The organism is Phenylobacterium terrae, from assembly GCF_042681205.1.
Classification (GTDB): domain Bacteria; phylum Pseudomonadota; class Alphaproteobacteria; order Caulobacterales; family Caulobacteraceae; genus Phenylobacterium; species Phenylobacterium terrae.
On the sequence record NZ_JBHUEY010000001.1, the window covers coordinates 611,455 to 631,338 of the forward strand.

Sequence of the window (19,884 nt, forward strand, 5' to 3'; positions counted from 1 at the left end):
GACTTTAAGGGCCTGAAAAGCCTCGCGCATTCTTCAGGGCGGGGATCGCCCGTCTGGCGCGCTCCACTTGGGAAAGGTCGAGCTCGATCGCAAGCACCCCGGGCTCGTCGTGGTCGAGCTTGCCGATCACCTCGCCCCAGGGCGCGACGGCCAGGCTGTGGCCGTAGGTGCCGCGGCCGTCCTCGTGGAAGCCGCCCTGGGCCGGGGCCAGCACGAAGGACCCGGTCTCGATCGCCCGGGCGCGCAGCAGCACCTCCCAGTGCGCCTCGCCGGTCGGCCGGGTGAAGGCCGAGGGCACGGTCAGCACCTGCGCGCCGGCCAGCGCCAGCGCCCGGTGCAGGGCCGGGAAGCGGACGTCGTAGCAGACGGTGAGGCCGAGCTTCGCCTCGCCCGCCTGCGCCGTCACCGCCCGGTCGCCGGGCGTGTAGAGGGCGCTCTCGCGCGCCGTCTCGCCGGTGGGCAGGTCGACGTCGAACATGTGCAGCTTGTCGTAGGTCGCCGCGATCCGGCCCTGCGGGTCCAGCAGGATGGATCGGTTGGCGGCCAGGCCGTCCTGGCGCTTCACCAGCGCCGAGCCGATCAGCAGCCAGACCTTCAGCTCGGCCGCGGCGCGGGAAAGGCCCTGGACCACGGGGTCCTCTTCCGGCGTGCGGAGCACCTGGAAGAGCTTCTCACGGTCCTTCTGGAGGAAGTTGGTCCCCTCGGGGGTGGCGATCAGCTGCGCGCCCTGGGCGGCGGCCTCGCGGACCAATGGCAGCACGTGGGCCAGCGCCGCGTCCTGGGTTGCGGGCGTGCGGGTCTGGATCAGGGCGGCGCGCAGGCTCATGGCCCGGCTTTCGCCGCCCTGGCCGCGGAATTCAAGCCCTTAGGCGGCCGCGTGCAGCAGCGGGTCGAGCTTGCCGGCCCGCTCCAGCGCCATCATGTCGTCGCAGCCGCCGATGTGCGTCTCGCCGATGAAGATCTGCGGAAACGTTATCCGGCCGCCCGAGCGCTGGATCATCTCCTTCTTCTTCTCCGGATCGAAGGCCGCTTCGATCTCGGTGAAGGGGACGCCCTTCTTCTCGAGCAGAGCCACGGCCCGCACGCAGTAGGGGCAGTAGGGCTTGGTGTAGATGGTGACCTCGGTCATGGCTCTCTCAACGCCGGAGGGTGTCACAGGATCATCATATGGAGAGTCGCTCGCTCTGGCGCACGCGTGCGACCACTGCGACATCCACGCCCACCGCCCCGGCCGCCAGCAGCGCCCGCGCGCAGCCGTCGGCGGTGGCGCCGGTGGTGAGCACGTCGTCGATCAGCAGCACGCGCCGGCCGCGGACCGCCGCCGCCTTCGAGGCGGGCACGGCGAAGGCGCCGGCCACGTTGCGCCGTCGCCCCGAGCCCGAACGGCCGCCCTGGGTGGGCGTCGCCTTGATCCGCTTCAGCACGTCCGGCGCGTAGGCGAGGCCGCTCATCCGCGCCAGCGGGCGGGCGATCTCGGCCGCCTGGTTGTAGCGGCGGGCGATCAGCCGGGTCGGGTGCAGCGGCACAGGGGCCACGAGGTCGGCGTCGGTGATCAGCTCGCGCGCGGCCCGCGAGAGCCAGCGGGCGAACAGCGGCGCCAGGTCCAGGCGGTCAGCATGCTTCAGCTTCAGGATCGCCCCGCGCGAGGCCTCGTCGTAGAGGCAGGCGGCCCGGGCCCGCGCGAAGGCGTGCGGCCGCGCCTCGCACGGCGCGCAGCGCCCGCCCGGGCCGAGGGCGAATTCCTGCGGCGCGCCGCAGCCGTCGCACACCGGCCCGTCGACGAAGGCGATCCGGCTCCAGGCGTCCGCCGAGAAGCCGGAGCTCTGCGGCGCGGGCGCCAGGTCTTCGTCCAGGCTGTGGGGCGGGAAGACCAGGTCGAGCAGCCCGCGGCCGAATGCACGGGCCCTTGGCCCTGGTTTCAGGGCGCGCCAGACGCCATCTTGCAGGTCCATGTCCGCCCCGCCCCGCCTCTTCGACCGAGACCTCCACCGCAAGCGCTTGACCCGGGCCGCCGCCGATTTCGACGACGCCGGCTTCCTCAAGGCGCGCGCGGCGAATGACGTCGTCAGCCGCCTGGAAGCCATCCTGCGCGACTTTCCCCTGGCCGTCGACCTGGGCGCCCGCACCGGCGCCTTCCGCGAAGCGCTGGCGGCCAGCGACGCCGCACCCCGCGTCGGCGCGCTGATCGAGGCGGACCTTTCCGAAGCCATGCTGGCCGGCCGCCGCGGCCTGCGGGTGGCGCTGGACGAGGAGCGGCTGCCGTTCGCGCCGGAGAGCCTGGACCTGGTGGTCTCCAGCCTCTCGCTGCACTGGACCAACGACGTCGTCGGCGCGCTGATCCAGATCCGCCGGGCTCTGAAGCCCGACGGCCTGTTCATCGGCGCCTTCCTGGGCGGGGCGACCCTGACCGAGCTTCGCCAGTCGCTGGTGGCCGCCGAGATCGACCTGCTGGGCGGCGCGGGCTCGCGCGTCTCCCCCTTCGCCGACGCCTTGGACGCCGCCGGCCTGCTGCAGCGCGCCGGCTTCGCCCTGCCCGTCGCCGACGTGGACCGGGTGACCGTGCGCTATTCCCATCCGCTGAGGCTGCTCGCGGACCTTCGCCAGATGGGCGAGACCAACGTGCTCGCCGACCGCCACCCACGGCCGCTGACCCGGGCCCTGATCGCCCGCACCTGCGAGATCTACGCCGAGCGGTTCTCCGGCCCCGACGGCAAGGTCGACGCCACCTTCGAGATCCTCACCCTGACCGGCTGGGCGCCCCACGCCAGCCAGCAGCAGCCCCTGAAGCCGGGCTCGGCCAAGGCCCGCCTCGCCGACGCGCTCGGGACCGTGGAGCACAAGCTGCCGAAGGGCTGAGGCGCTCCCGCTGGGTCGTCGGGACAAGCCCGGCGATGCCGGAAGTGGGGAAATCGGAACGCCTCCGCCGCAGGGCTGTTGAGACAGGCGAACCATCACGAGGGATCGCAATGTCTCTGGACTCCACCGCCCCGCAATCCGGGATCCGCGACGAGCCGGGCGTCCATCACGAGCTGCACGACCACGGCCAGTACTCCGCGCGCGCCAGCATCGGCGAGAAGGTGTTCATCTGGCTCGGCTGGGCGCTGGCGGCGGGCTTCATCGCCCTGACCATGGGCCTCTACTTCCCGGGCTTCCTGGCCTCCAGCCCGGACACCGACCCGATGCCGGCGGCCCCCGCGGCCGCGTCCGCCCCGGCCGCTGCGCCGGTCTCGCAGCCCGCCGCCCTGCCCGCGACGCCGGCCCAGGCGCCGGCCGCCGAGCCGGCGGCGCCCTGACGCTCAGCCCGGCGGCGGCGGCGGGGCGGCCGGCTCGGTGATCAGCCGGGCGCCGCGCTGGTAGGTGACGTAGTTGAACGCCCAGTTCAGCGCCACGGCGATCCGGTTGCGCAGCCCGATCAGGAAGTAGATGTGCGCCAGGCTCCAGAAGAGCCAGGCTGTGTAGCCGGTCAGCTTCAGGCCGTGCACGCTCACCACCGCCGCCCGCCGGCCGATGGTGGCTAGGTCTCCTTCATGCCGGTAGCGGAACGGCGGCGGGGCCGGCCGGCCCGCCAGCCGCGCGGCGATCAGCCGGCCCACGTAGCGGCCCATCTGCTTGGCCGCCGGCGCGATCCCCGGGACCGGCCCGCCCTCCGAACTGACGGCGGCGGTGTCGCCGATGACGAACACCTCGGGCCGGCCTGGCGCCGAGAGGTCCGGCTCCACGACGGCGCGGCCGGCGCGGTCGGCCTCGGCGCCGGCCCAGCCGGCGGCCGGCGAGGCGACCACCCCGGCGGCCCAGAGCACGGCCCCGGCGGCGATCTCACCCTCCTCCAGGCGCACACCGTCGGGCCCCACGTCCACCACCCGGGCTCCCAGCATGACCTCCACCCCCGCCCGCTCCAGCGCCCGCCGGGCGTAGTCGGACAGGGGATCGGGGAAGACCGGCAGCACGCGCGGGCCGGCCTCGACCAGCACGATGCGCGCGCTCGCCGGGTCGATGCGGCGGAAGTCCCCGGGCAGGGCGTCGCGGGCCACCTCGGCCAGGGCGCCCGCCAGCTCGACCCCCGTGGGTCCCGCCCCCACGATGACGAAGGTGAGCAGCCGCCGGCGCTCGGCCTCGTCCTGCACGGCCTCGGCTCGTTCAAAGGCGGTCAGGATGCGGCGACGGATGTCGGTGGCGTCCTCGATCCGCTTGAGTCCCGGCGCGGCGGGCGCCCACTCCGGGTGGCTGAAGTAGGAGTGGGTCGCTCCAGTCGCCAGCACCAGAAAATCGTAGTCGTGGGTCCCGGCGCTGGTGCGCACCTGCCGCCGGCCGGGATCGACGCCGACCACCTCGGCCATGATCACCGTGGCGTTGCGCTGACGGCGCAGCAGGGTGCGGATCGGCCAGGCCACGTCCGCCGGCGACAGGGCGGCGGTGGCGACCTGGTAAAGCAGCGGCTGGAAACAGTGGTGGTTCTGCCGGTCGATCAGCAGCACCTCGGCCGGGGCGCGGGACAGGGCCCTGGCCGCCTCAAGGCCGCCGAAGCCGCCGCCGACGATGATCACTCGCGCGCCGCTCGCCATGGGCTCCTAGCCTTGTTCGGGCGGATCGGTTCCCGAACCTCTCAAATCCGCAGGTCGACCAGCTCGCGCGCCGGCCCCAGCCTCGCCACCACATGGGCCCGCACCGGCATCTCGGCCAGGATGTGGCGCGTCAGCCGTTCGTAGTGGGCGACGAAGCGGACCAGGGCCGCCTCGTCCAGGGTGCGGGAGAGGTCGCCGCCCTCGGCGATCAGCCGGGCCCGCAGCTTGGCCTCCTGCTCGCGCCGCCAGGCCAGCACCGTCTCGAAGCCGGGCGCCTCGAGCATCACCAGACGGTCGAGCCGGCCGAACAGGTCCTGGTAGGGCCCGGCGAGCTGGGCGTTGGCGTATCGGCGCCAGGCGCCGACCGGGTCCTCGTCCCGCTCCAGGGCGTTGACCGGCGCGGCCAGAGCCGCCTCGTCCTGCGGCCGGGCGCCGACGCACCAGCCCTCGAACAGCACCACGTCGGCGGGGCCCTGGAAGACGTCCCATTGCTCCGGCGGCTTGCGGGTGTCGCGCGCCTTCTCGAACCGCGGCAGGCGCACGGCCCCCGGGCGCGCCAGGTCGTCGAGCAGCCGCAGGCCGAGCGCCACGTCGTGCGTGCCGGGAACGCCCCTCGTGATCAGCAGCGGGTGGACCTCGCGGGCCAGCGCCTCACGCTCCTCGCGGGTCAGGTAGAGGTCGTCGACGGAGATCACCGCCGCCTTCAGGCCCTGCGCCTCCAGCAGGCGGGCGACGACGGCGCAAAGGGTGGACTTGCCGCTCGCCTGCGTCCCGCAGACGCCGACGATCCAGCAGCGGCCCGCCGCGCGGGCCTCGGCGGCGATCTTCTCCGCCAGCGGCCGGTGCAGCCGCTCGACCATCTCCTCGAACTGCGCCGGCAGCGCCTCGGCGCTGCGGAAGGCCGCCAGCCAGTCGGTCACAACAGGTCGCGCAGCCAGGCGACCAGCGGGGCGTCGGCCGGCGGCATCGGATAGTCGCCCATCTTCGTCGGCTTCACCCACGCCATCGCCGCATGCTCGTGCCGGGTCACCTGCCCCTCCCAGCGCCGACACAGGTAGAGCGGCATCAGCAGGTGGAAGCTCTCGTACTCGTGGCTGGCGAAGACGAAGGGCGCCAGGCAGGCCTGGGCGACCGTGATGCCCAGCTCCTCCTGGAGCTCGCGGATCAGGCAGGCCTCCGGCGTCTCGCCCGCCTCCACCTTTCCGCCCGGGAACTCCCACAGCCCCGCCAGCTGCTTGCCCTCGGGCCGCTGGCACAGCAGCACCCGCCCGTCGGCGTCGACGAGGGCGCAGGCGGCGACAAGGAGGATGGGCTTTGCTGACATGAGCGCCTTCCTACGGCCTCGCCCGCGCCTTGGCAGCTTGATTTTGGCCGCGCTTGTTGGGATTGTTCGCCAACAGAACAAAATCCGCGCGACGTCGTGGCGGATCGGGGATGGGGGAAGCGATGAGGAAGAGGCTTGCCGCCGTGCTGGCGGGGCTCGGCGCCGCGGCGCTGACGGCCGGCGCGGCCGAGGCGCGCGACATCGGGGGCGTCAAATGCGAGACGCCGCCGCCCTTCCACTGCGCGCCGAGCGGCTGCACCGCCGAACAGCTGCGGGAGCTGGGCAACACGGTCGATCCGAAGACCGGGCGCAAGTTCTTCCTCGACTACCCGTGCGACCTGAAGCCGGGCGAGAAGGTCACCTTCGTGCTGAACCTTCATGGGGGCGGCTCGATCGGCAACTGGCAGCGGCACTACTTCCCGCTCGTCGACCTGAAGGAGAAATACCGGCTGGTGATCGCCACGCCGAGCGGAACGGCCAACGGCTGGCGGGCCGATCCGGACGATCAGCACCTGCGCAACATCGTCGAGCAGGTCTACGCCGCCTTCGGCCCGGAGAACATCAAGGCGTTCTGGCTGGCCGGCCACTCGCTGGGCGGCCAGACCTCCAACCGGCTGATCATGACCGACCCGGCGTTCCGGGACCGGCTGACCGGCTGGGTCAGCCTCTCGGGCGGGCGGCTGGGCTCCAAGCGCGAGGAGGTGCGCGCCCCCATCCCCGGCGCGCCGCCGCCGCCGGGCGCGACGCCCGGGGCGCCGATGCGGCTGGCGGCGGACGCCTCCGTGCTGCCCGAGACGCCCTTCTCCCACATCTATTCGTCAGGCGAGCATGAGCTGACCACCGCCGGCCTGCCGCCAGAGTCCCGGTGGGCGCAGAAGCTGGGCTGCGGGCCGCAGACCCGCGGTCCCGGCGTGGTCGACACCCGCGCCGGCTATGTCGCCGACACCCGCCCGCAGGCCAACCCGAACAAGGTCTGGGGCCTGGCCGCCCGGCCGGGCACGGCAAGGGTCTATCTCTATCCCGGCTGCGCCGACGGCCGCGTGGTGGCCGACGTGATCCGGCTGGACAAGGGCCACACCGAGGGCCTGGAGCCGAACGTGACGGAAGAGATCGTCAAGCTGATGCTGAGCGCACGCTGAGGGGGATGAGATGCTGAAGAAACTTCTGTTGGGGCTGGCGGGGCTTGCGGGCCTGGCGCTGGCGAGCCCGTCTGCGGCCCGCGACATCGGCGGGATCGCCTGCCAGACCCCGCCGCCCGCCCGCTGCTCCGGCGCGTCCTGCACGCCGGAGACGCTGGGGAACCGCGGCAACGTGGTCGACGAGAAGACCGGTCGCAGCTTCTTCCTGGACTATCCGTGCGACCTGAAGCCGGGCGAGAAGGTCGTCCTCATCCTCAACATCCACGGCGCCGGCTCGATCGGGAACTGGCAGCGCCACTACTTCCCGGCGGTGGACTACAAGGACAAGTATCGGCTGGTGGTCGCAACCCCGACCGCCGACGGCTCAGGGAACATCGGCGGCGGCGCCGGCCCCGGCGTGCGCATGTGGATGCCGGACAAGGACGACGCCCACCTGCGGAACATCACCGAGCTGGTGTTCGAGGCCTTCGGCCGCGAGAACATCAAGTCGTTCTGGCTGGCCGGCCACAGCCAGGGCGGGGCGACCAGCCACCGGATCGTCTGCTCGGACTTCTACAGGAACAAGGTGGACGGCCTCCTCAGCCTGTCCGGCGGCCGGGTGGGACCCGCGCCCTTCGTCGCCGCCTTCGGCCCGCCCGGGCCCGACGGCAAGCCCCCCGCCCCGCGCCCGGCCGGCGCGCGGCTGGGCGCGGCGGGCGCTCCGGCCTGCGACTTCTCCCACATCTTCGCGGTCGGCCAGCACGAGATCGAGAGCCTCGGCGAGACCTCGCCGCTGGCCGAACGCTTCGGCTGCGCGCCCCGCGTGCGCCGCGAGGTGGTCGACGACCAGGCCGGCCATGTGGAGGACTCCGCGCGCAAGGGCTATCCCGTCTGGGGCATGAGCGCCCGTCCCGGCAAGGCGGAGGTCTACACCTACCCGAACTGCAAGGACGGCCGGGTGGTCGCCGACGTCGTCCGCCTCGACAAGGGGCACACCGAAGGCCTGGAGCCCAGGATCACCGAGGAGATCGTCAAGCTGATGGTGTCGGCCAAGGGCGGCAAGGCGCAGGGCGGGGGCTGACGTCGCCGGCCCTCACCCAACGGTGGACTGCAGGCCGCCGGCCGATCTCGTGACCGGCGCCCCGCCGGACTGCGCCTCGAACACCGATATCCCGGCGCCGGTGTCGATCGCGCGCCGGATCTCGAAGCCCTGGCCCTCCAGCAGGACGCGGTACTCCTCGGCCGTCCGCTGGCGGGCCGCGAAGAGCGTCAGCATCACGATGTCCAGGGTCTTCGACCAGTCCGGCCCCGGCCCTTCCGGAACCTCGGTCTCGATGATCAGGAGCTTGGCCCCCGCCGGCGCGCTGGCGCGGACGCCGGCGAGGATCTCCGCCGCCGGCGCGTCGGCCCAGTCGTGGATGATCTCCATCAGGATGTAGGCGTCGGCCTCCGGCAGGCGGTCCTTGAAGAAGTCGCCGCCCTGGAAGGCCAGCCGACCGCCCTCGTCCCCGCCGCCACGGGCGGCCTCCACCACATGCGGCAGGTCGAACAGGGTTCCGCGCACCTCGGGACAGGCGCGCAGGATCGCCCGGATCAGATGTCCCTGCCCGCCGCCCACGTCCACCACGTGGCGGAAGCCGGAGAAGTCGTAGGCGGCGGTGATCGCGCCCACCTGGCCCATGGCCTTGGCGGTCATGGCCGAGTCGAAGATCCGGGCCTCCTCGGGATGCTGCTCCAGGCGCGCCCAGAAGCCGCCTTCGAAGGCGCGGGGCGCCGCCGCCGTCCCGGTTCTGACCGCCTCCAGCAGAAGCTCGGCGCTGCGCCAGTTCAGCGTCAGCCCGAACATCCGGGTGAAGTCGCGTAGCGACCGCGGGTCGTCCGAACGCAGGAGCCGGGACGCCGGCGTGTGGGTGACCACCCCGTCCTGGAGGCCGAAGACGCCATGGGTCTGAAGCAGGCGCAGGATGCGCGCGAGCGCGTCGGGATCGGCCCCTGTCTGCTCGGCGAGCCGCTCGACCCGCATCCCCGCCTCGTCCAGCGCATCCGCCACGCCCAGTTCCGCCACTACGTGAAGGCAGCGCGAGGCGAAGTAGCCCGCGGAAAGGTCCTGGATTGCAACAAAGGGGTTGTCGGCGCCCATGGCTCACTCCCGTCGTTTTGACGAACAGTCTCACCGTTCGCCGAACCGGAGTCACTATTTCGCAGAGGCGGTCGCTTGCGTGGAAGCCCTGTCGGGGCCCCTTCGGGGCGGCGGCGCGCAGGCCTGCGGACGATCCTGGATCCTGGCCGGACAAAGGCTCACGGCCTCGCTTGCGTTCACAAGATATCTCGTGAAGGAACAGGCTCTTAGCTTCACCGCCCGCTGCGGCGTTTCCCCAAGATGTTCGTGTCCGCCGATCGCGCGCCCTTCGCTGTCCAGTCCCGCATGCGCCAGGCTGTCCGCGCGCACGCGTGGGAGCACTCCTCCCTCGGCCCGCCCGCCCAGTGGCCGTCTGCGCTGAAGACGCTGGTGGACGTGATGCTCGACGCCGACCAGCCGATGCTGCTGCTCTGGGGCCCCGAGCGCACGATGATCTACAACGACGGCTACGCGCCCATCCTAGGCGCCCGCCATCGCGGCGCCCTGGGGCGGCCGTTCTTCGAGGTCTGGCCCGAGCTCGCCGAGGACCTGAGGCCCATCATGGCGCGCGCCTTCGCCGGCGAGCCCATCCATATGCCCGACATCCGGCTTGTCGTTCACCGCAACGGCTATCCGGAAGAGGCGCACTTCGCCTTCTCCTACACGCCGGTCCGGGACGAGCAGCAGCGGGTGCTGGGGATCTTCTGCCCGTTGCGGGAGACGACCTGGGAGGTCGCGGCCAACCGAACCCAGGCGTTCTGGCTGAAGCTCGAGCGCGAGCTGATGGATCTCTCCGACCCGGCGGCCATCATCGCGGCGGCGCAGCGCGCGGTGGGCGAGGAGCTTCAGGCCGGCCGCGTCGGATACGGCGAGGTGGATTTCGAGGCGCGCTACTTCACCACCGCCAACAACTGGACCGACGGGACGATCCCGCACCACAACGGCACCCACGACCTGGCCGCCTTCGGTCCCGAGATCTGGAACGCCCTGAAGGCCGGCGAGCCCCTGTCGATCGACGATGTCACGACCGACCCGCGCTTCGACTCGCCGGAGGCGCGGGCGGCCTTCGCCGCGCTCCAGATGCGCTCGGTCCTGACTGTGAGCCTGCTCAAGGGCGGCCGGATGATCGCCGCCATGTATGTCCACGACGGCCGCCCCAGGCGCTGGACGGCCGCCGACCGCGATCTGGTGCATCAGGTCGCCGAACGGACGTGGTCGGCGCTGACCCGCGCCTCGGCCGAGAGCCAGATGGCGCGCGTCCTCCAGAGCATGGCCGAGGGGTTCATCCTGCTGGACCGCCGCTACCGCGTTACGGCGATCAATCCGGAGGGGCTGAGGCTCGACGGGCGGTCGCGAGACGAGATCCTGGGACGTACGCACTGGGAGCTCTGGCCCGGCTCCGAGGACTCGGATCTGGGCGCGATGCTGCGCAAGGCGATGGAGACCGGGCGGCCCGCAGAGCTGCAGCACGGCTATCAGTACGTCGATGGACGCTCGCTCTGGTTCGAGACCCGCGCCTATCCGACCGATCAGGGCCTGGCGATCTTCTACCGCGACGTCTCCGAGCGTAAGGCCTCGGAGGAGAGGCTCGAGCTGCTCATGCGCGAGGTCGACCACCGGGCGAACAACCTGATGTCGGTGGTCCAGGGCGCGGTGCGGCTCAGCCGGGCGGACGACGCCGACACCCTAAGGTCCATCGTGCTCGGTCGGGTCGATGCGCTCGCCCGCGCCCACCAGCTCCTGGCCGCTTCGCGGTGGAACGGCGCCGACCTGCGTCAGCTCGTCGAGGAAGAGTTGCGCGCCTTCGTCCTGGGCGACCTGCAGCGCGTCGAGATCGAGGGGCCCGGCCTGCCGCTCAGCCCCGCGCTCGCTCAGGGCCTTGCGATGGCGGTGCACGAGCTGACCACCAACGCCGTGAAGCACGGCGCGCTCAAAGGACCGGACGGGCGGGTGAAGGTGGCGTGGACCGCTCGCGGCGGCGTGCTGCGGCTGACCTGGGAGGAGACCGGCGGGCCGCCCGTACGCCGGCCCGCCCAGCTCGGCTTCGGCGCGACGGTCCTGGAGCGCGCGCTGCGCGGAGCGATCGGCGGGGCGACGACGCTGACCTGGCGGGAGGAAGGGCTCACCTGCGTGCTGGAAGCGCCGTTGTCGAACGCGATACCCGTCTCTTCCCCCTCGTGAGGGGTCAGGGGCACGGCGACCTCAGCCCTTCGGCGGCCACTCGGCGGTGTCGTGGTCGGGGTGCTGATACGACACGATGCCGGCCAGGTGGGCCGCGGCCCTCGGCTCGTCGGTCCGGTGCACCGGCAGACTGGCGAGATCGTCGAAGAAGGGCACGCGCTCCGGCGATTCCAGCTGTTCGGCCGGCGGCGCCTCGGCGGGCCGGTCGAGCGCCCCGATCGCCAGACCGATGTGCCTGGCGCCGGCGTATTCATAGGTGAGCGGCGTGCCGCAATCGCCGCAGAACCCGCGATGCACCTTGTTCGAGCTCTGGAAGCGCTTGCGCTCGCCGCGCGTCCACACCAGGGCCTCGGCCGGCGCGCTCACGAATGGGCCGAAGAGGCCGCCCATCGCCTTCTGACACATACGGCAGTGGCAGATGGACGCCTCGCCCAGCTCGCCCTCGACGCGGAACCGCACCGCCCCGCACTGGCACCCTCCGGTGGTGTTCATGCCCGCCTCCATTCTCGCCATCCTGCACGCGATCGCTCTTGCCCGCAGCCCACAACCAGATCGCAGACCTCGTGGAGATCGCGCGCGACAAAGTCGCAGAGTGTGCAGATGTCCTCTGTCGGCTCGAGCAGATCGGGGACCATCACGGTCATCATGCCGGACGCGGAAGCCGAGCGGACACCGATGTGGGAGTCCTCCAGGGCCAAGCACAGGCGAGGTTCGACGCCCAACCGCTCGGCGGCCTTCAGGAATGGATCGGGCGCAGGTTTGCCCTGCTCGTAGTCGCCGCGGCAGACGATCGTGTGGAAGCGCTCCGTCAGGCCGTGCACAGCCAGGTGGCGCTCCACGGTCGCTCGTGACGAGGAGGTGGCGATCGCGCGCGGCAGCGTCAGCCGGTCCAGAAGGTCCAGCAACTCAGGGACGCCCGGTCTCAAGGCGACCTTAGTCTCGGCGATCAGCCAGAAATGGCGTCGCCAATCGGTGTGGAAATCGTCGAAGGGGAAGTCCTCGCCGAAGTGCGACGTGAACAGGCCCCGACATTGCGACCGCCGCACGCCGATCGACTTGTCGTAGACCTCGCTCGGAATCTCGAGCCCGCATTCGGCGGCGGTGGAGAGGAGGGCCTCCTGCCAGAGCGCCTCAGTGTCGAACAGGAGGCCGTCCATGTCGAAGACGACGGCGCTGGGGCGGTAAGGCAAGGTCACAGGGCGTGCGTCCGTCCACCAAGCAGCTACGACATGACGCCGAGGCGGCGGGCCACTTCCGCGTAGCTCTCGACGACGCCGCCGAGGTCGCGGCGGAAGCGGTCCTTGTCGAGCTTCTCCTGGGTGGCGGAGTCCCAGAGTCGGCAGCTGTCGGGGCTGATCTCGTCGGCCAGGATGATGTGCGAGACATCGCCGTCCCGAACGCGCCCGAACTCCAGCTTGAAGTCCACCAGGGTGATGCCGACCGCGCCGAACACCCCGCGGAGCTCGTCGTTGACCCTGAGCGTCAGCGCCCGGATGTCGTCGATCTCCTGCGGCGAGGCCCAGGCGAAGGCTGCGATGTGCTCCTCGGCCGCCATCGGGTCGTGCAGCCTGTCGTCCTTCAGGTAGAACTCGACGATCGGCCGCGGCAACGGCTGGCCCTCGGGCAGGCCGAAGCGCTGCGAGAGCGAGCCCGCGGCGATGTTGCGGCAGACCACCTCCAGCGGGATGATCTCGGCTTCCCGGATCAGCTGGTCGCTCGGACCGAGCCGCTCGATGAGGTGGGTCTGCACCCCGATGGCGTTCAGCCGGGTCATCACGAACTCGCTGATGCGGTTGTTGATGACGCCCTTACCCTCCAGCACCGCCCGCTTCTCGGCGTCGAAGGCGGTCGTGTCGTCCTTGAAGTGCTGGATCAGGGTGCCGGGCTCCGGCCCCTCGTAGAGGATCTTGGCCTTGCCCTCGTAGACCTTCCTGCGGCGGGAGTTCGAGGATCGTCTCGCCTCGACCTCGGCCTTCAGCCGGGGCCAGCTGGGGTGGCCATGCTCCCTCGCCACCACCGTCAGGGCTTTCGAGAGGGCCACGTTCGCCGGATCGGCGTCCGGGAAGACCGCCAGGAGCCGACGTTGCGCGGACGGATCGCCCGCTCGGCAATCCCGTTGCAGGGTTCGCGCGAGGTCGCGGAGTCGACGAAGATCAGGATTGGGGGGAAGTGCGCCGGGCATGATCGTCCTCCTTTCAAGGAGCCCGATGTCCGCATGACGGGCCGAAAGAAGGGCGGGTGGTACGCACAGTTCTGGGGGCGGGCTTGAAGCCCTTTCCGCGGACCGGACGCGCGCCTGACGCGTGGGGCCCTGTATGCCATGAACCGCGCCGGGGGCAATAGCTCGCGGGGTTGGAGCGCAAGGCATGCACGCCTCGCAAAGACGCTCGAAGGATACGACCGGAACCTATTAGGATCGCCGGATGAGCGACGGCTCGACACCGACTGCCGACGTGCGCACGGCAGCCCCCACCGTGAGCCAGTCCGAGGCTGCGGCGGCGTTCGCACCCCTGCTCGCGGCCCACCAGCCCTTCTTCGACCATGAGGTGCAGCGACCGCAGGGACGGCTGCGTGTGCGGGGTTACACCGCGGCGATCGCTGTGCCGGACGTCTTGGTGTCGGCGGTCCGCGCCGTCCTGTTCAAAGGCCGCCGGGTCGTGGTGGTGAGCGAGTCCGAGGGCACGCGCCACGTCATGCCCGGAGGTCGCCGCGAGCCGGGCGAGAGCCTGGAAGCGACGGTCCGTCGCGAACTCCTGGAAGAGTGCGGGTGGCACGTCGGCGAGCTCCGCCCGTTCGCCTTCCTGCATTTCCAACACGCCGGCCCTGCGCCCCCGCACGATTGGTGCGACTTCGCGAACGTCATCTATCTCACCGAATGCGCGCGCTATGACCGGCGAGGCCGTGACCCCACCCAGGGCGAAGTGCGCTCGCGGCTGATGTCTGCGAGGGCGGCGTTCAGCGCCGTCACGGATCGCCACCGGGCGATGCTTGCGGCGGCCCTCGCAGCGAGAAAGGCGGCCTCGGCAGGACCATAAGGAGCGGACCTATTCGCGTGGAAGCTTCTGCCTGGTTTGCGAGGCTCCTGCGTCACTGGCCGAAGACGTCCTGCCGATAGGTGCAGAGCGGCCGGGCCTGCAGGCGCTCGACGTAGGCGGTGACGTTGGCCAGATCGGCCGTCATCCCCTGCCAATGAGCCCAGGAGGTCGCGTAGCCGGTGAAGATGTCGGTGAGCGAGAAGCGGTCTTCCACCAGCCATTCCTTGTCCCGCAGGTGGACGTCGAGCACGGCGAGGCCGCGCCTGGCGGCGGCCTCGTTCTGGGGATAGACGGCCGGGACGCGTTCTTCCTCCGGCAGAACGAAGAGGTTTCGGGCGGTATGCCAGAGGAAGGCTTCGATCTCGGAGAGCGTGAAGGCCACCCACTGGTCGTGCAGGGCCCGCGCCCACGTGCCGGAGGGGGCGACCAGACCGGCTTCCGGATGGCTGTCGGCGAGCCAGTTGCAGATGGCGGCGGACTCGAACAGCGGCCGGCCGGCGTCGCGCAGCGCTGGGAGCTTGCTGAGCGGGTGGATCGCGGCGAGCTCTGGCATGGCGAACACCTCCGGCCCCTCGATGCTCTCGTAGGGCAAGCCGAGTTCCAGCAGGGTCCAGCGGGCCCGGGTCGAGCGGGTGGGCTGCAGCTCATAGAGGGTGATCGACATGGTGCGTCTCCGTTGCGCCGTGGCCACATCCGGGCCGTAGCCAAAGGACGCAGCAGGCGCGCCGGCGCCGACATGCGCGGAGCGGAAAAGGCGTCGACGGCGCTCCGGATCTGACCTGCCGGCGCGTTTGCCGCCGCCGGCCCCCTGCGGCGCAATCGCCGCCTTTACTTGACTTTAACCGCCTGCACCCCGATGTAGGCCCCGCGCCCCGAGTGGGCGCTATTGGCGCTCCAGCCGCGTGAGGGACCCATTCTCGGGTCCAGCCTGTCGTAGCGCCCAGAAGATCATCGATCGCCCGGCCACGCGGGGCGCTTCCCAAAAAGACCGCGCGAACAGCGAGCCACGGCCAAGCCGTGCGCCCGCCCTTTGCGCAACGTGAAAGACGCAAAGACTTTGACTCAGTTTTCCGAACTCGGCCTCTCGAAGCCGCTTCTCAAGGCTCTGGCCGAAGAAGGCTACGAAACGCCGACCCCGATCCAGGCGAAGGCCATCCCGGGCGTGCTCTCCGGCCGTGACCTCTTGGGCATCGCCCAGACCGGCACCGGCAAGACCGCCGCCTTCGCCCTTCCCATCCTCCAGAGGCTGGCGGACGACCGCAAGCCGGCCCCGCGGCGCAGCTGCCGCGTGCTGGTGCTCTCGCCGACCCGCGAACTCGCCACCCAGATCGGCGACAGCTTCAAGACCTACGGCCGGCACCTGGGCCTCACCGTCGCCGTAGTGTTCGGCGGCGTGAAGTACGGCGCCCAGATGCGCGCCCTTGCCGGCGGCGTCGACGTGCTCGTCGCCACCCCGGGCCGCCTGCTCGACCACATGGAGCAGAAGTCCATCAGCGTGAGCGCGACCGAGATCTTCGTCCTCGACGAGGCCGACCAGATGCTCGACCTCGGCTTCGTGGTGCCGATCCGCAAGATCGTCCGCGAGATCCCCAAGGTGCGCCAGAACCTGTTCTTCTCGGCCACCATGCCGGGCGAGATCGGCAAGCTGGCCGGCGAGCTGCTGAAGGAGCCGCTGCGGGTGGAGGTTGCGCCCCAATCGACCACCGTCGAGCGGGTCAACCAGCAGGTCGTGTTCGTCGAGCAGCAGCGCAAGCGCGCCCTGCTGGCCGAGCTGTTCGACGACGCCGCCTTCACCCGTGTGATCGTCTTCACCCGCACCAAGCGCGGGGCCGACCGGGTCGCCAAGTCGCTTGAACAGGGCGGCGTGGAGGCTGCGGCCATCCACGGCGACAAGAGCCAGGGCCAGCGCGAGCGCGCCCTGGCCGCCTTCAAGGCTGGCCAGGTCCGGGCCCTGGTGGCCACCGACATCGCCGCGCGCGGCATCGACATCGACGCGGTCACCCACGTCGTCCAGTACGAACTGCCGAACGTGCCGGAAGCCTACGTCCACCGGATCGGGCGGACCGCCCGGGCCGGGGCCAAGGGCTCGGCCGTGGCCTTCTGCGCCGACGACGAACGGAACCTGCTGCGCGACATCCAGAAGGTGACGCGCCAGACCATCCCGTCCTTCGACCGGCGCAACGACCGCCACCTCGGCGCGGCGCTGGCCGTCATGGGCGAGCTGAAGGGCGTGCGCGAAGAGCGTCCCGCCCAGCCGCACCGCAGCGACGACCGGCCCTCGCACAGCGCCCGCGGGCGCCGCTCGGGCGCCAAGCCGCACGGCGGACACGGCGCCAAGCCGCATGGCGGCGAGGCCCGTCCGGCCAACAAGCCGGCGTACGGCGGCGAAGGCCGGGCGGCGGCCAAGCCGGCCGGCGGCCGCGGCCGCAAGCGCTCGCAAGGCGGCGGCTCCAGCGGCGGTTCCGGCGGCGGCTCGCCGTGGTCGAACTGGACCTCCACCCGCTGACGTCCGGGCGGCCGGTGAGGCGCTACGTCCTCACCGGCACGCCTGGCGCCGGCAAGACCACCCTGATCCGCGCCCTCGCCGGCCGGGGTTTCCCGGTCGTCGAGGAGGCGGCGACGGAGGTGAACGCGCGGATGCTGGCCAGGGGCCTCGCCCAGCCGCATCTCGAACCCGACTTCCTCGACCAGATCCTCGCGCTCCAGCTGGAGCGCCTCCGGGCGGCCGGCGACGCCGGCCCGGTCCAGTTCCACGACCGCTCCCCGTTCTGCACCCTCGCCCTGGCCGAGCACCTCGGCCGGCCGGTTCCCTCGCCCCTGGCGCGGGAAGCCGAGCGGCTGGCTGCGGCGGGCGTGTTCGCGCGCCAGGTCTTCTTCGTCCGCAACCTGGGCTTCATCGAACGCACGGCGGTCCGGCGCATCACCTTCGAGGCCGCCCTCGCCTTCGAGCAGACCCATGAAGCGGTCTACCGGCGCCTGGGCTTCGACCTCATCGAGATCCCGCCCGCTGAGCGGTCGGCCCGCCTGGATCGGATAATCTCCATGGTTTAGAGGCGCTTGGCGGCTGTTAACCGCGGCCCGGCCGGGGTATGGCTAACGGCGTGACGTACGGCGGCGATCCCAGGGCGGCTCGAAGTGGACGGCGCTGAACCGCGCAAGCCCCCGGTCGACCCGTTCGACCTGCTCGAGACCATGAGCGACGGCTTCTACGCCCTGTCGCCGGACTGGCGTTTCACCTACGTCAATCCGCTGGTCGAGCGCGTCACCGGACGCTCGCGGGACCAGCTGCTCGGCCGCGACGTCTGGGAGCTGTTCCCGCACGCCGTCGGCAGCGACCTGTGGCGGGCGCACCAGCAGGTGATGCGCGAACGCCAGCCGGTGCAGATCCACACCCGCTCGATGGCCGTGGGCCGCTGGGTCGAGGCCAAGGTGAGGCCGACGCCCGACGGCGGCATCTGCATCCTGTTCCGCGACGTGGAGGAGGAGCTGCAGGTCCGCGCGCGGCTGGACATCAGCGAGGCCCGGCTGCGCGCCATCACCGACGCCATGCCGGTCTTGATCTCCTACATCGACGCCGACCAGCGCTTCCAGTTCGCCAACCGGGCCTACGAAGAGCGCTTCCAGCGCCCGCTCGACCAGATCCTCGGCCACACGCTGCGCGAAGTGTTCGGGGACGAACTGTACGAAGTGCGCCGCCCCTATGTGGAGCGTGCGCTCGCGGGAGAGCGGGTGACCTACGAGGTCCCCTTCCCGCGCGGCGAGGAGACGCTGCTCAGCCTCGTGGACCACATTCCGCACTGCGCGCCGGACGGGCGCGTGCTTGGCCTCTATGCGCTGATCCAGGACGTCACCCACCTTCGCCGGGCCCAGGCGGCGCTGGAAGAGAACGAGCGGGCGCTGAGGGAGCTGAACGAGAACCTGGAGCGGCAGGTCGCCGACCGCACGGCCGCCCTGGGGGAGAGCGAGCGCCGCTTCCGCGCCATCTTCGACTCCGCCCTGCAGTTCATGGCGCTCCTCACCCCCGACGGCGTCGTCGTCGAGGTCAACCGCACAGCCCTGCGCTGGAGCCGCATCCAGCCGGACGAGATCGTCGGCCGCCCGTTCTGGCTCGCCGCCCCGATGCGCGACGACGCCGAGCTGCAGGCGGCCGTCGAGGCCGGCGTGCGCCGCGCCGCGGCCGGCCAGGTGGTGCGCGAGGAGCACGTCATGCGGGGGGCCGGAGACGTCGTCGCCACCGTGGACTTCAGCCTCAAGCCGGTGATGGACGAGGCCGGCCAGGTCCTGTGGCTGGTCGCCGAGGGCCGCGACATCAGCGAGCTGAAGACCGCCCAGGAACAGCTGCGCCAGTCCCAGAAGATGGAGGCCATCGGCCAGCTGACCGGCGGCATCGCCCACGACTTCAACAACCTGCTGACCATCATCCGCTCGTCCGCGGACCTGCTGCGCCGGCATGACGTGGACGAGGCCAAGCGCCGCCGCTACGTGGACGCGATCTCCGACACCGCCGACCGGGCCGCCGAGCTGACCAGCCAGTTGCTCAGCTTCGCCCGCCGCCAGGCGCTGAGGCCGGTGGTATTCGACGTCGGCCAGCGGATCGGCGAGGTCTCGCGGATGATCCAGAGCGTCGTCGGCCCGCGGATCGAGGTGGTGACGGAGCTGACCGACGCCGTCTGCCACATCGAGGCCGACCGCAGCCAGTTCGAGACGGCGCTGATCAACATGGCGGTGAACGCGCGCGACGCCATGGACGGCGAAGGCCGGCTCACCATTGGGCTGCGCAGGGCCTATCACGTGCCGCGCGCCGGCCGCCGCGCCGCCGGCGAGTTCGTGGCGGTCTCGGTCGCCGACACCGGCCATGGCATTCCGCGCGACCGGATGGAGCGGATCTTCGAGCCCTTCTTCACGACCAAGGAGGTCGGCAAGGGCACGGGACTGGGCCTCTCGCAGGTTTACGGCTTCGCCAAGCAATCGGGCGGCGAGGTCGTGGTGGACAGCGAACCGGGGCGCGGCGCGACCTTCACCCTCTACCTGCCCCTCACCGACAAGCCGGCGGACGCCGAGGCCGCGTCCGTGCGGTCCGGGGCGGTGGGTCCGGCGGCGCGGCGGGCGCGCATCCTGGTGGTCGAGGACAACGCCGCGGTCGGCGAGTTCGCCCGCCAGCTGCTGCACGACTTCGGCTACGAGACCGTGTGGGCCGCGCACGCGGCCGAGGCGCTGCAGCGGCTGGAGGCCGAGGGCGCGTTCGACCTGGTGTTCTCGGACGTGGTGATGCCCGGCATGAGCGGCGTCGAGCTGGCCGAAGAGCTGCGCCGCCGGTGGCCGTCGCTGCCGGTGGTGCTGACGACCGGCTACAGCGATGCGCTCGCCGAACAGGGCGCCCAGGACTTCGAGCTCCTGCGCAAGCCCTATTCCGTGGAAGCCCTCTCCCACATCCTGCGCCGCGTCCTGCACTGACGCGGGGGCGCTTGGCGCTTGCAAAACGTCGTTTGGACGGGCGCCATCGACCGATTGAGAGCGCCGGCCGCAAGAGCCGGGCCCGAACGGG

20 protein-coding genes are annotated in these 19,884 nt (G+C 71.4%); 9 read left to right on the plus strand and 11 right to left on the minus strand.

The genetic code is table 11. The annotated features are described in order from the left end of the window. Positions 1-4 precede the first annotated feature (4 nt). The 3 genes from ACFSC0_RS03010 to ACFSC0_RS03020 are packed head-to-tail and all read right to left on the minus strand — an operon-like array spanning position 5 to position 1,952. Complete coding sequence (locus ACFSC0_RS03010) at positions 5-826, minus strand: carbon-nitrogen hydrolase family protein (RefSeq protein WP_377280590.1); 822 nt, start codon at positions 824-826, stop codon at positions 5-7. Between the two features lie 39 nt (positions 827-865). Next, on the minus strand, positions 866-1,129 hold the full coding sequence (gene grxC / locus ACFSC0_RS03015; RefSeq protein WP_377280589.1) for a glutaredoxin 3: 264 nt from the start codon (positions 1,127-1,129) through the stop codon (positions 866-868). 34 nt (positions 1,130-1,163) lie between these two features. Next, entirely contained in the window at positions 1,164-1,952 is a 789-nt protein-coding gene (locus ACFSC0_RS03020; RefSeq protein WP_377280588.1) for a ComF family protein, read from the minus strand. On the opposite strand from ACFSC0_RS03020, the gene ACFSC0_RS03025 reads away from it, so the two are divergent. Then, positions 1,951-2,856 (plus strand): methyltransferase domain-containing protein, encoded by a 906-nt coding sequence (locus tag ACFSC0_RS03025; RefSeq protein WP_377280587.1) that lies wholly within the window; start codon positions 1,951-1,953, stop codon positions 2,854-2,856. The two genes, ACFSC0_RS03020 and ACFSC0_RS03025, sit on opposite strands and share 2 nt — an antisense overlap. A 110-nt stretch (positions 2,857-2,966) precedes the next feature. Continuing rightward, positions 2,967-3,293, plus strand: coding sequence for a hypothetical protein (locus ACFSC0_RS03030; protein ID WP_377280586.1), 327 nt, complete (start codon positions 2,967-2,969; stop codon positions 3,291-3,293). 3 nt (positions 3,294-3,296) lie between these two features. Here the strand turns inward: ACFSC0_RS03030 and ACFSC0_RS03035 are convergent, their stop codons facing one another. Genes ACFSC0_RS03035 through mutT form a run of 3 tightly spaced genes read right to left on the minus strand, consistent with a single transcriptional unit; the run spans position 3,297 to position 5,886 of the window. Further along, a complete protein-coding gene (locus ACFSC0_RS03035; RefSeq protein WP_377355064.1) occupies positions 3,297-4,562 on the minus strand; it encodes an NAD(P)/FAD-dependent oxidoreductase in 1,266 nt (421 codons plus the stop codon). Between the two features lie 41 nt (positions 4,563-4,603). After that, entirely contained in the window at positions 4,604-5,422 is an 819-nt protein-coding gene (locus ACFSC0_RS03040; RefSeq protein ID WP_377280707.1) for a kinase, read from the minus strand. Positions 5,423-5,478: 56 nt separating this feature from the next. Next, positions 5,479-5,886 carry an 8-oxo-dGTP diphosphatase MutT gene (mutT, locus tag ACFSC0_RS03045; RefSeq protein ID WP_377280584.1) on the minus strand — a complete coding sequence of 136 codons (408 nt, stop codon included), beginning with the start codon at positions 5,884-5,886 and terminating at the stop codon, positions 5,479-5,481. 122 nt (positions 5,887-6,008) lie between these two features. Between mutT and ACFSC0_RS03050 the strand changes: the two genes are divergently transcribed. Both ACFSC0_RS03050 and ACFSC0_RS03055 read left to right on the plus strand, forming a co-directional pair. After that, positions 6,009-7,025, plus strand: coding sequence for an alpha/beta hydrolase family protein (locus ACFSC0_RS03050; RefSeq protein ID WP_377280583.1), 1,017 nt, complete (start codon positions 6,009-6,011; stop codon positions 7,023-7,025). Positions 7,026-7,035: 10 nt separating this feature from the next. After that, positions 7,036-8,085: an alpha/beta hydrolase gene (locus tag ACFSC0_RS03055; RefSeq protein WP_377280582.1), complete on the plus strand. Its 1,050-nt coding sequence runs from the start codon at positions 7,036-7,038 to the stop codon at positions 8,083-8,085. 12 nt (positions 8,086-8,097) lie between these two features. Here the strand turns inward: ACFSC0_RS03055 and ACFSC0_RS03060 are convergent, their stop codons facing one another. After that, positions 8,098-9,144 (minus strand): methyltransferase, encoded by a 1,047-nt coding sequence (locus ACFSC0_RS03060; protein ID WP_377280581.1) that lies wholly within the window; start codon positions 9,142-9,144, stop codon positions 8,098-8,100. Positions 9,145-9,429: 285 nt separating this feature from the next. Here ACFSC0_RS03060 and ACFSC0_RS03065 point away from each other — a divergent pair, with 285 nt between their 5' ends. Further along, a complete protein-coding gene (locus ACFSC0_RS03065; protein ID WP_377280580.1) occupies positions 9,430-11,304 on the plus strand; it encodes a PAS domain-containing protein in 1,875 nt (624 codons plus the stop codon). 21 nt (positions 11,305-11,325) lie between these two features. On the opposite strand, the gene ACFSC0_RS03070 is transcribed toward ACFSC0_RS03065, so the two are convergent. The 3 genes from ACFSC0_RS03070 to purC are packed head-to-tail and all read right to left on the minus strand — an operon-like array spanning position 11,326 to position 13,282. Next, positions 11,326-11,796, minus strand: coding sequence for a GFA family protein (locus ACFSC0_RS03070; RefSeq protein WP_377280579.1), 471 nt, complete (start codon positions 11,794-11,796; stop codon positions 11,326-11,328). Then, positions 11,793-12,500, minus strand: a complete 708-nt coding sequence (locus ACFSC0_RS03075) for an HAD family hydrolase (RefSeq protein ID WP_377280578.1) — start codon at positions 12,498-12,500, stop codon at positions 11,793-11,795. Before ACFSC0_RS03075 ends, ACFSC0_RS03070 begins: the two co-directional genes overlap by 4 nt. A gap of 26 nt (positions 12,501-12,526) precedes the next feature. Next, positions 12,527-13,282 carry a phosphoribosylaminoimidazolesuccinocarboxamide synthase gene (purC, locus tag ACFSC0_RS03080; RefSeq protein ID WP_377280706.1) on the minus strand — a complete coding sequence of 252 codons (756 nt, stop codon included), beginning with the start codon at positions 13,280-13,282 and terminating at the stop codon, positions 12,527-12,529. Positions 13,283-13,727: 445 nt separating this feature from the next. On the opposite strand from purC, the gene ACFSC0_RS03085 reads away from it, so the two are divergent. Continuing rightward, entirely contained in the window at positions 13,728-14,339 is a 612-nt protein-coding gene (locus ACFSC0_RS03085) for an NUDIX hydrolase (RefSeq protein ID WP_377280577.1), read from the plus strand. Positions 14,340-14,391: 52 nt separating this feature from the next. Here the strand turns inward: ACFSC0_RS03085 and ACFSC0_RS03090 are convergent, their stop codons facing one another. After that, positions 14,392-15,003 carry a glutathione S-transferase family protein gene (locus ACFSC0_RS03090; RefSeq protein WP_377280576.1) on the minus strand — a complete coding sequence of 204 codons (612 nt, stop codon included), beginning with the start codon at positions 15,001-15,003 and terminating at the stop codon, positions 14,392-14,394. 393 nt (positions 15,004-15,396) lie between these two features. On the opposite strand from ACFSC0_RS03090, the gene ACFSC0_RS03095 reads away from it, so the two are divergent. From ACFSC0_RS03095 to ACFSC0_RS03105, 3 genes are all read left to right on the plus strand, one after another. Further along, entirely contained in the window at positions 15,397-16,845 is a 1,449-nt protein-coding gene (locus ACFSC0_RS03095; protein ID WP_377280575.1) for a DEAD/DEAH box helicase, read from the plus strand. Next, positions 16,818-17,390 carry an AAA family ATPase gene (locus tag ACFSC0_RS03100; RefSeq protein WP_377280574.1) on the plus strand — a complete coding sequence of 191 codons (573 nt, stop codon included), beginning with the start codon at positions 16,818-16,820 and terminating at the stop codon, positions 17,388-17,390. Before ACFSC0_RS03095 ends, ACFSC0_RS03100 begins: the two co-directional genes overlap by 28 nt. 84 nt (positions 17,391-17,474) lie before the next feature. Continuing rightward, positions 17,475-19,793 (plus strand): hybrid sensor histidine kinase/response regulator, encoded by a 2,319-nt coding sequence (locus ACFSC0_RS03105; RefSeq protein WP_377280573.1) that lies wholly within the window; start codon positions 17,475-17,477, stop codon positions 19,791-19,793. Positions 19,794-19,884: the final 91 nt, after the last annotated feature.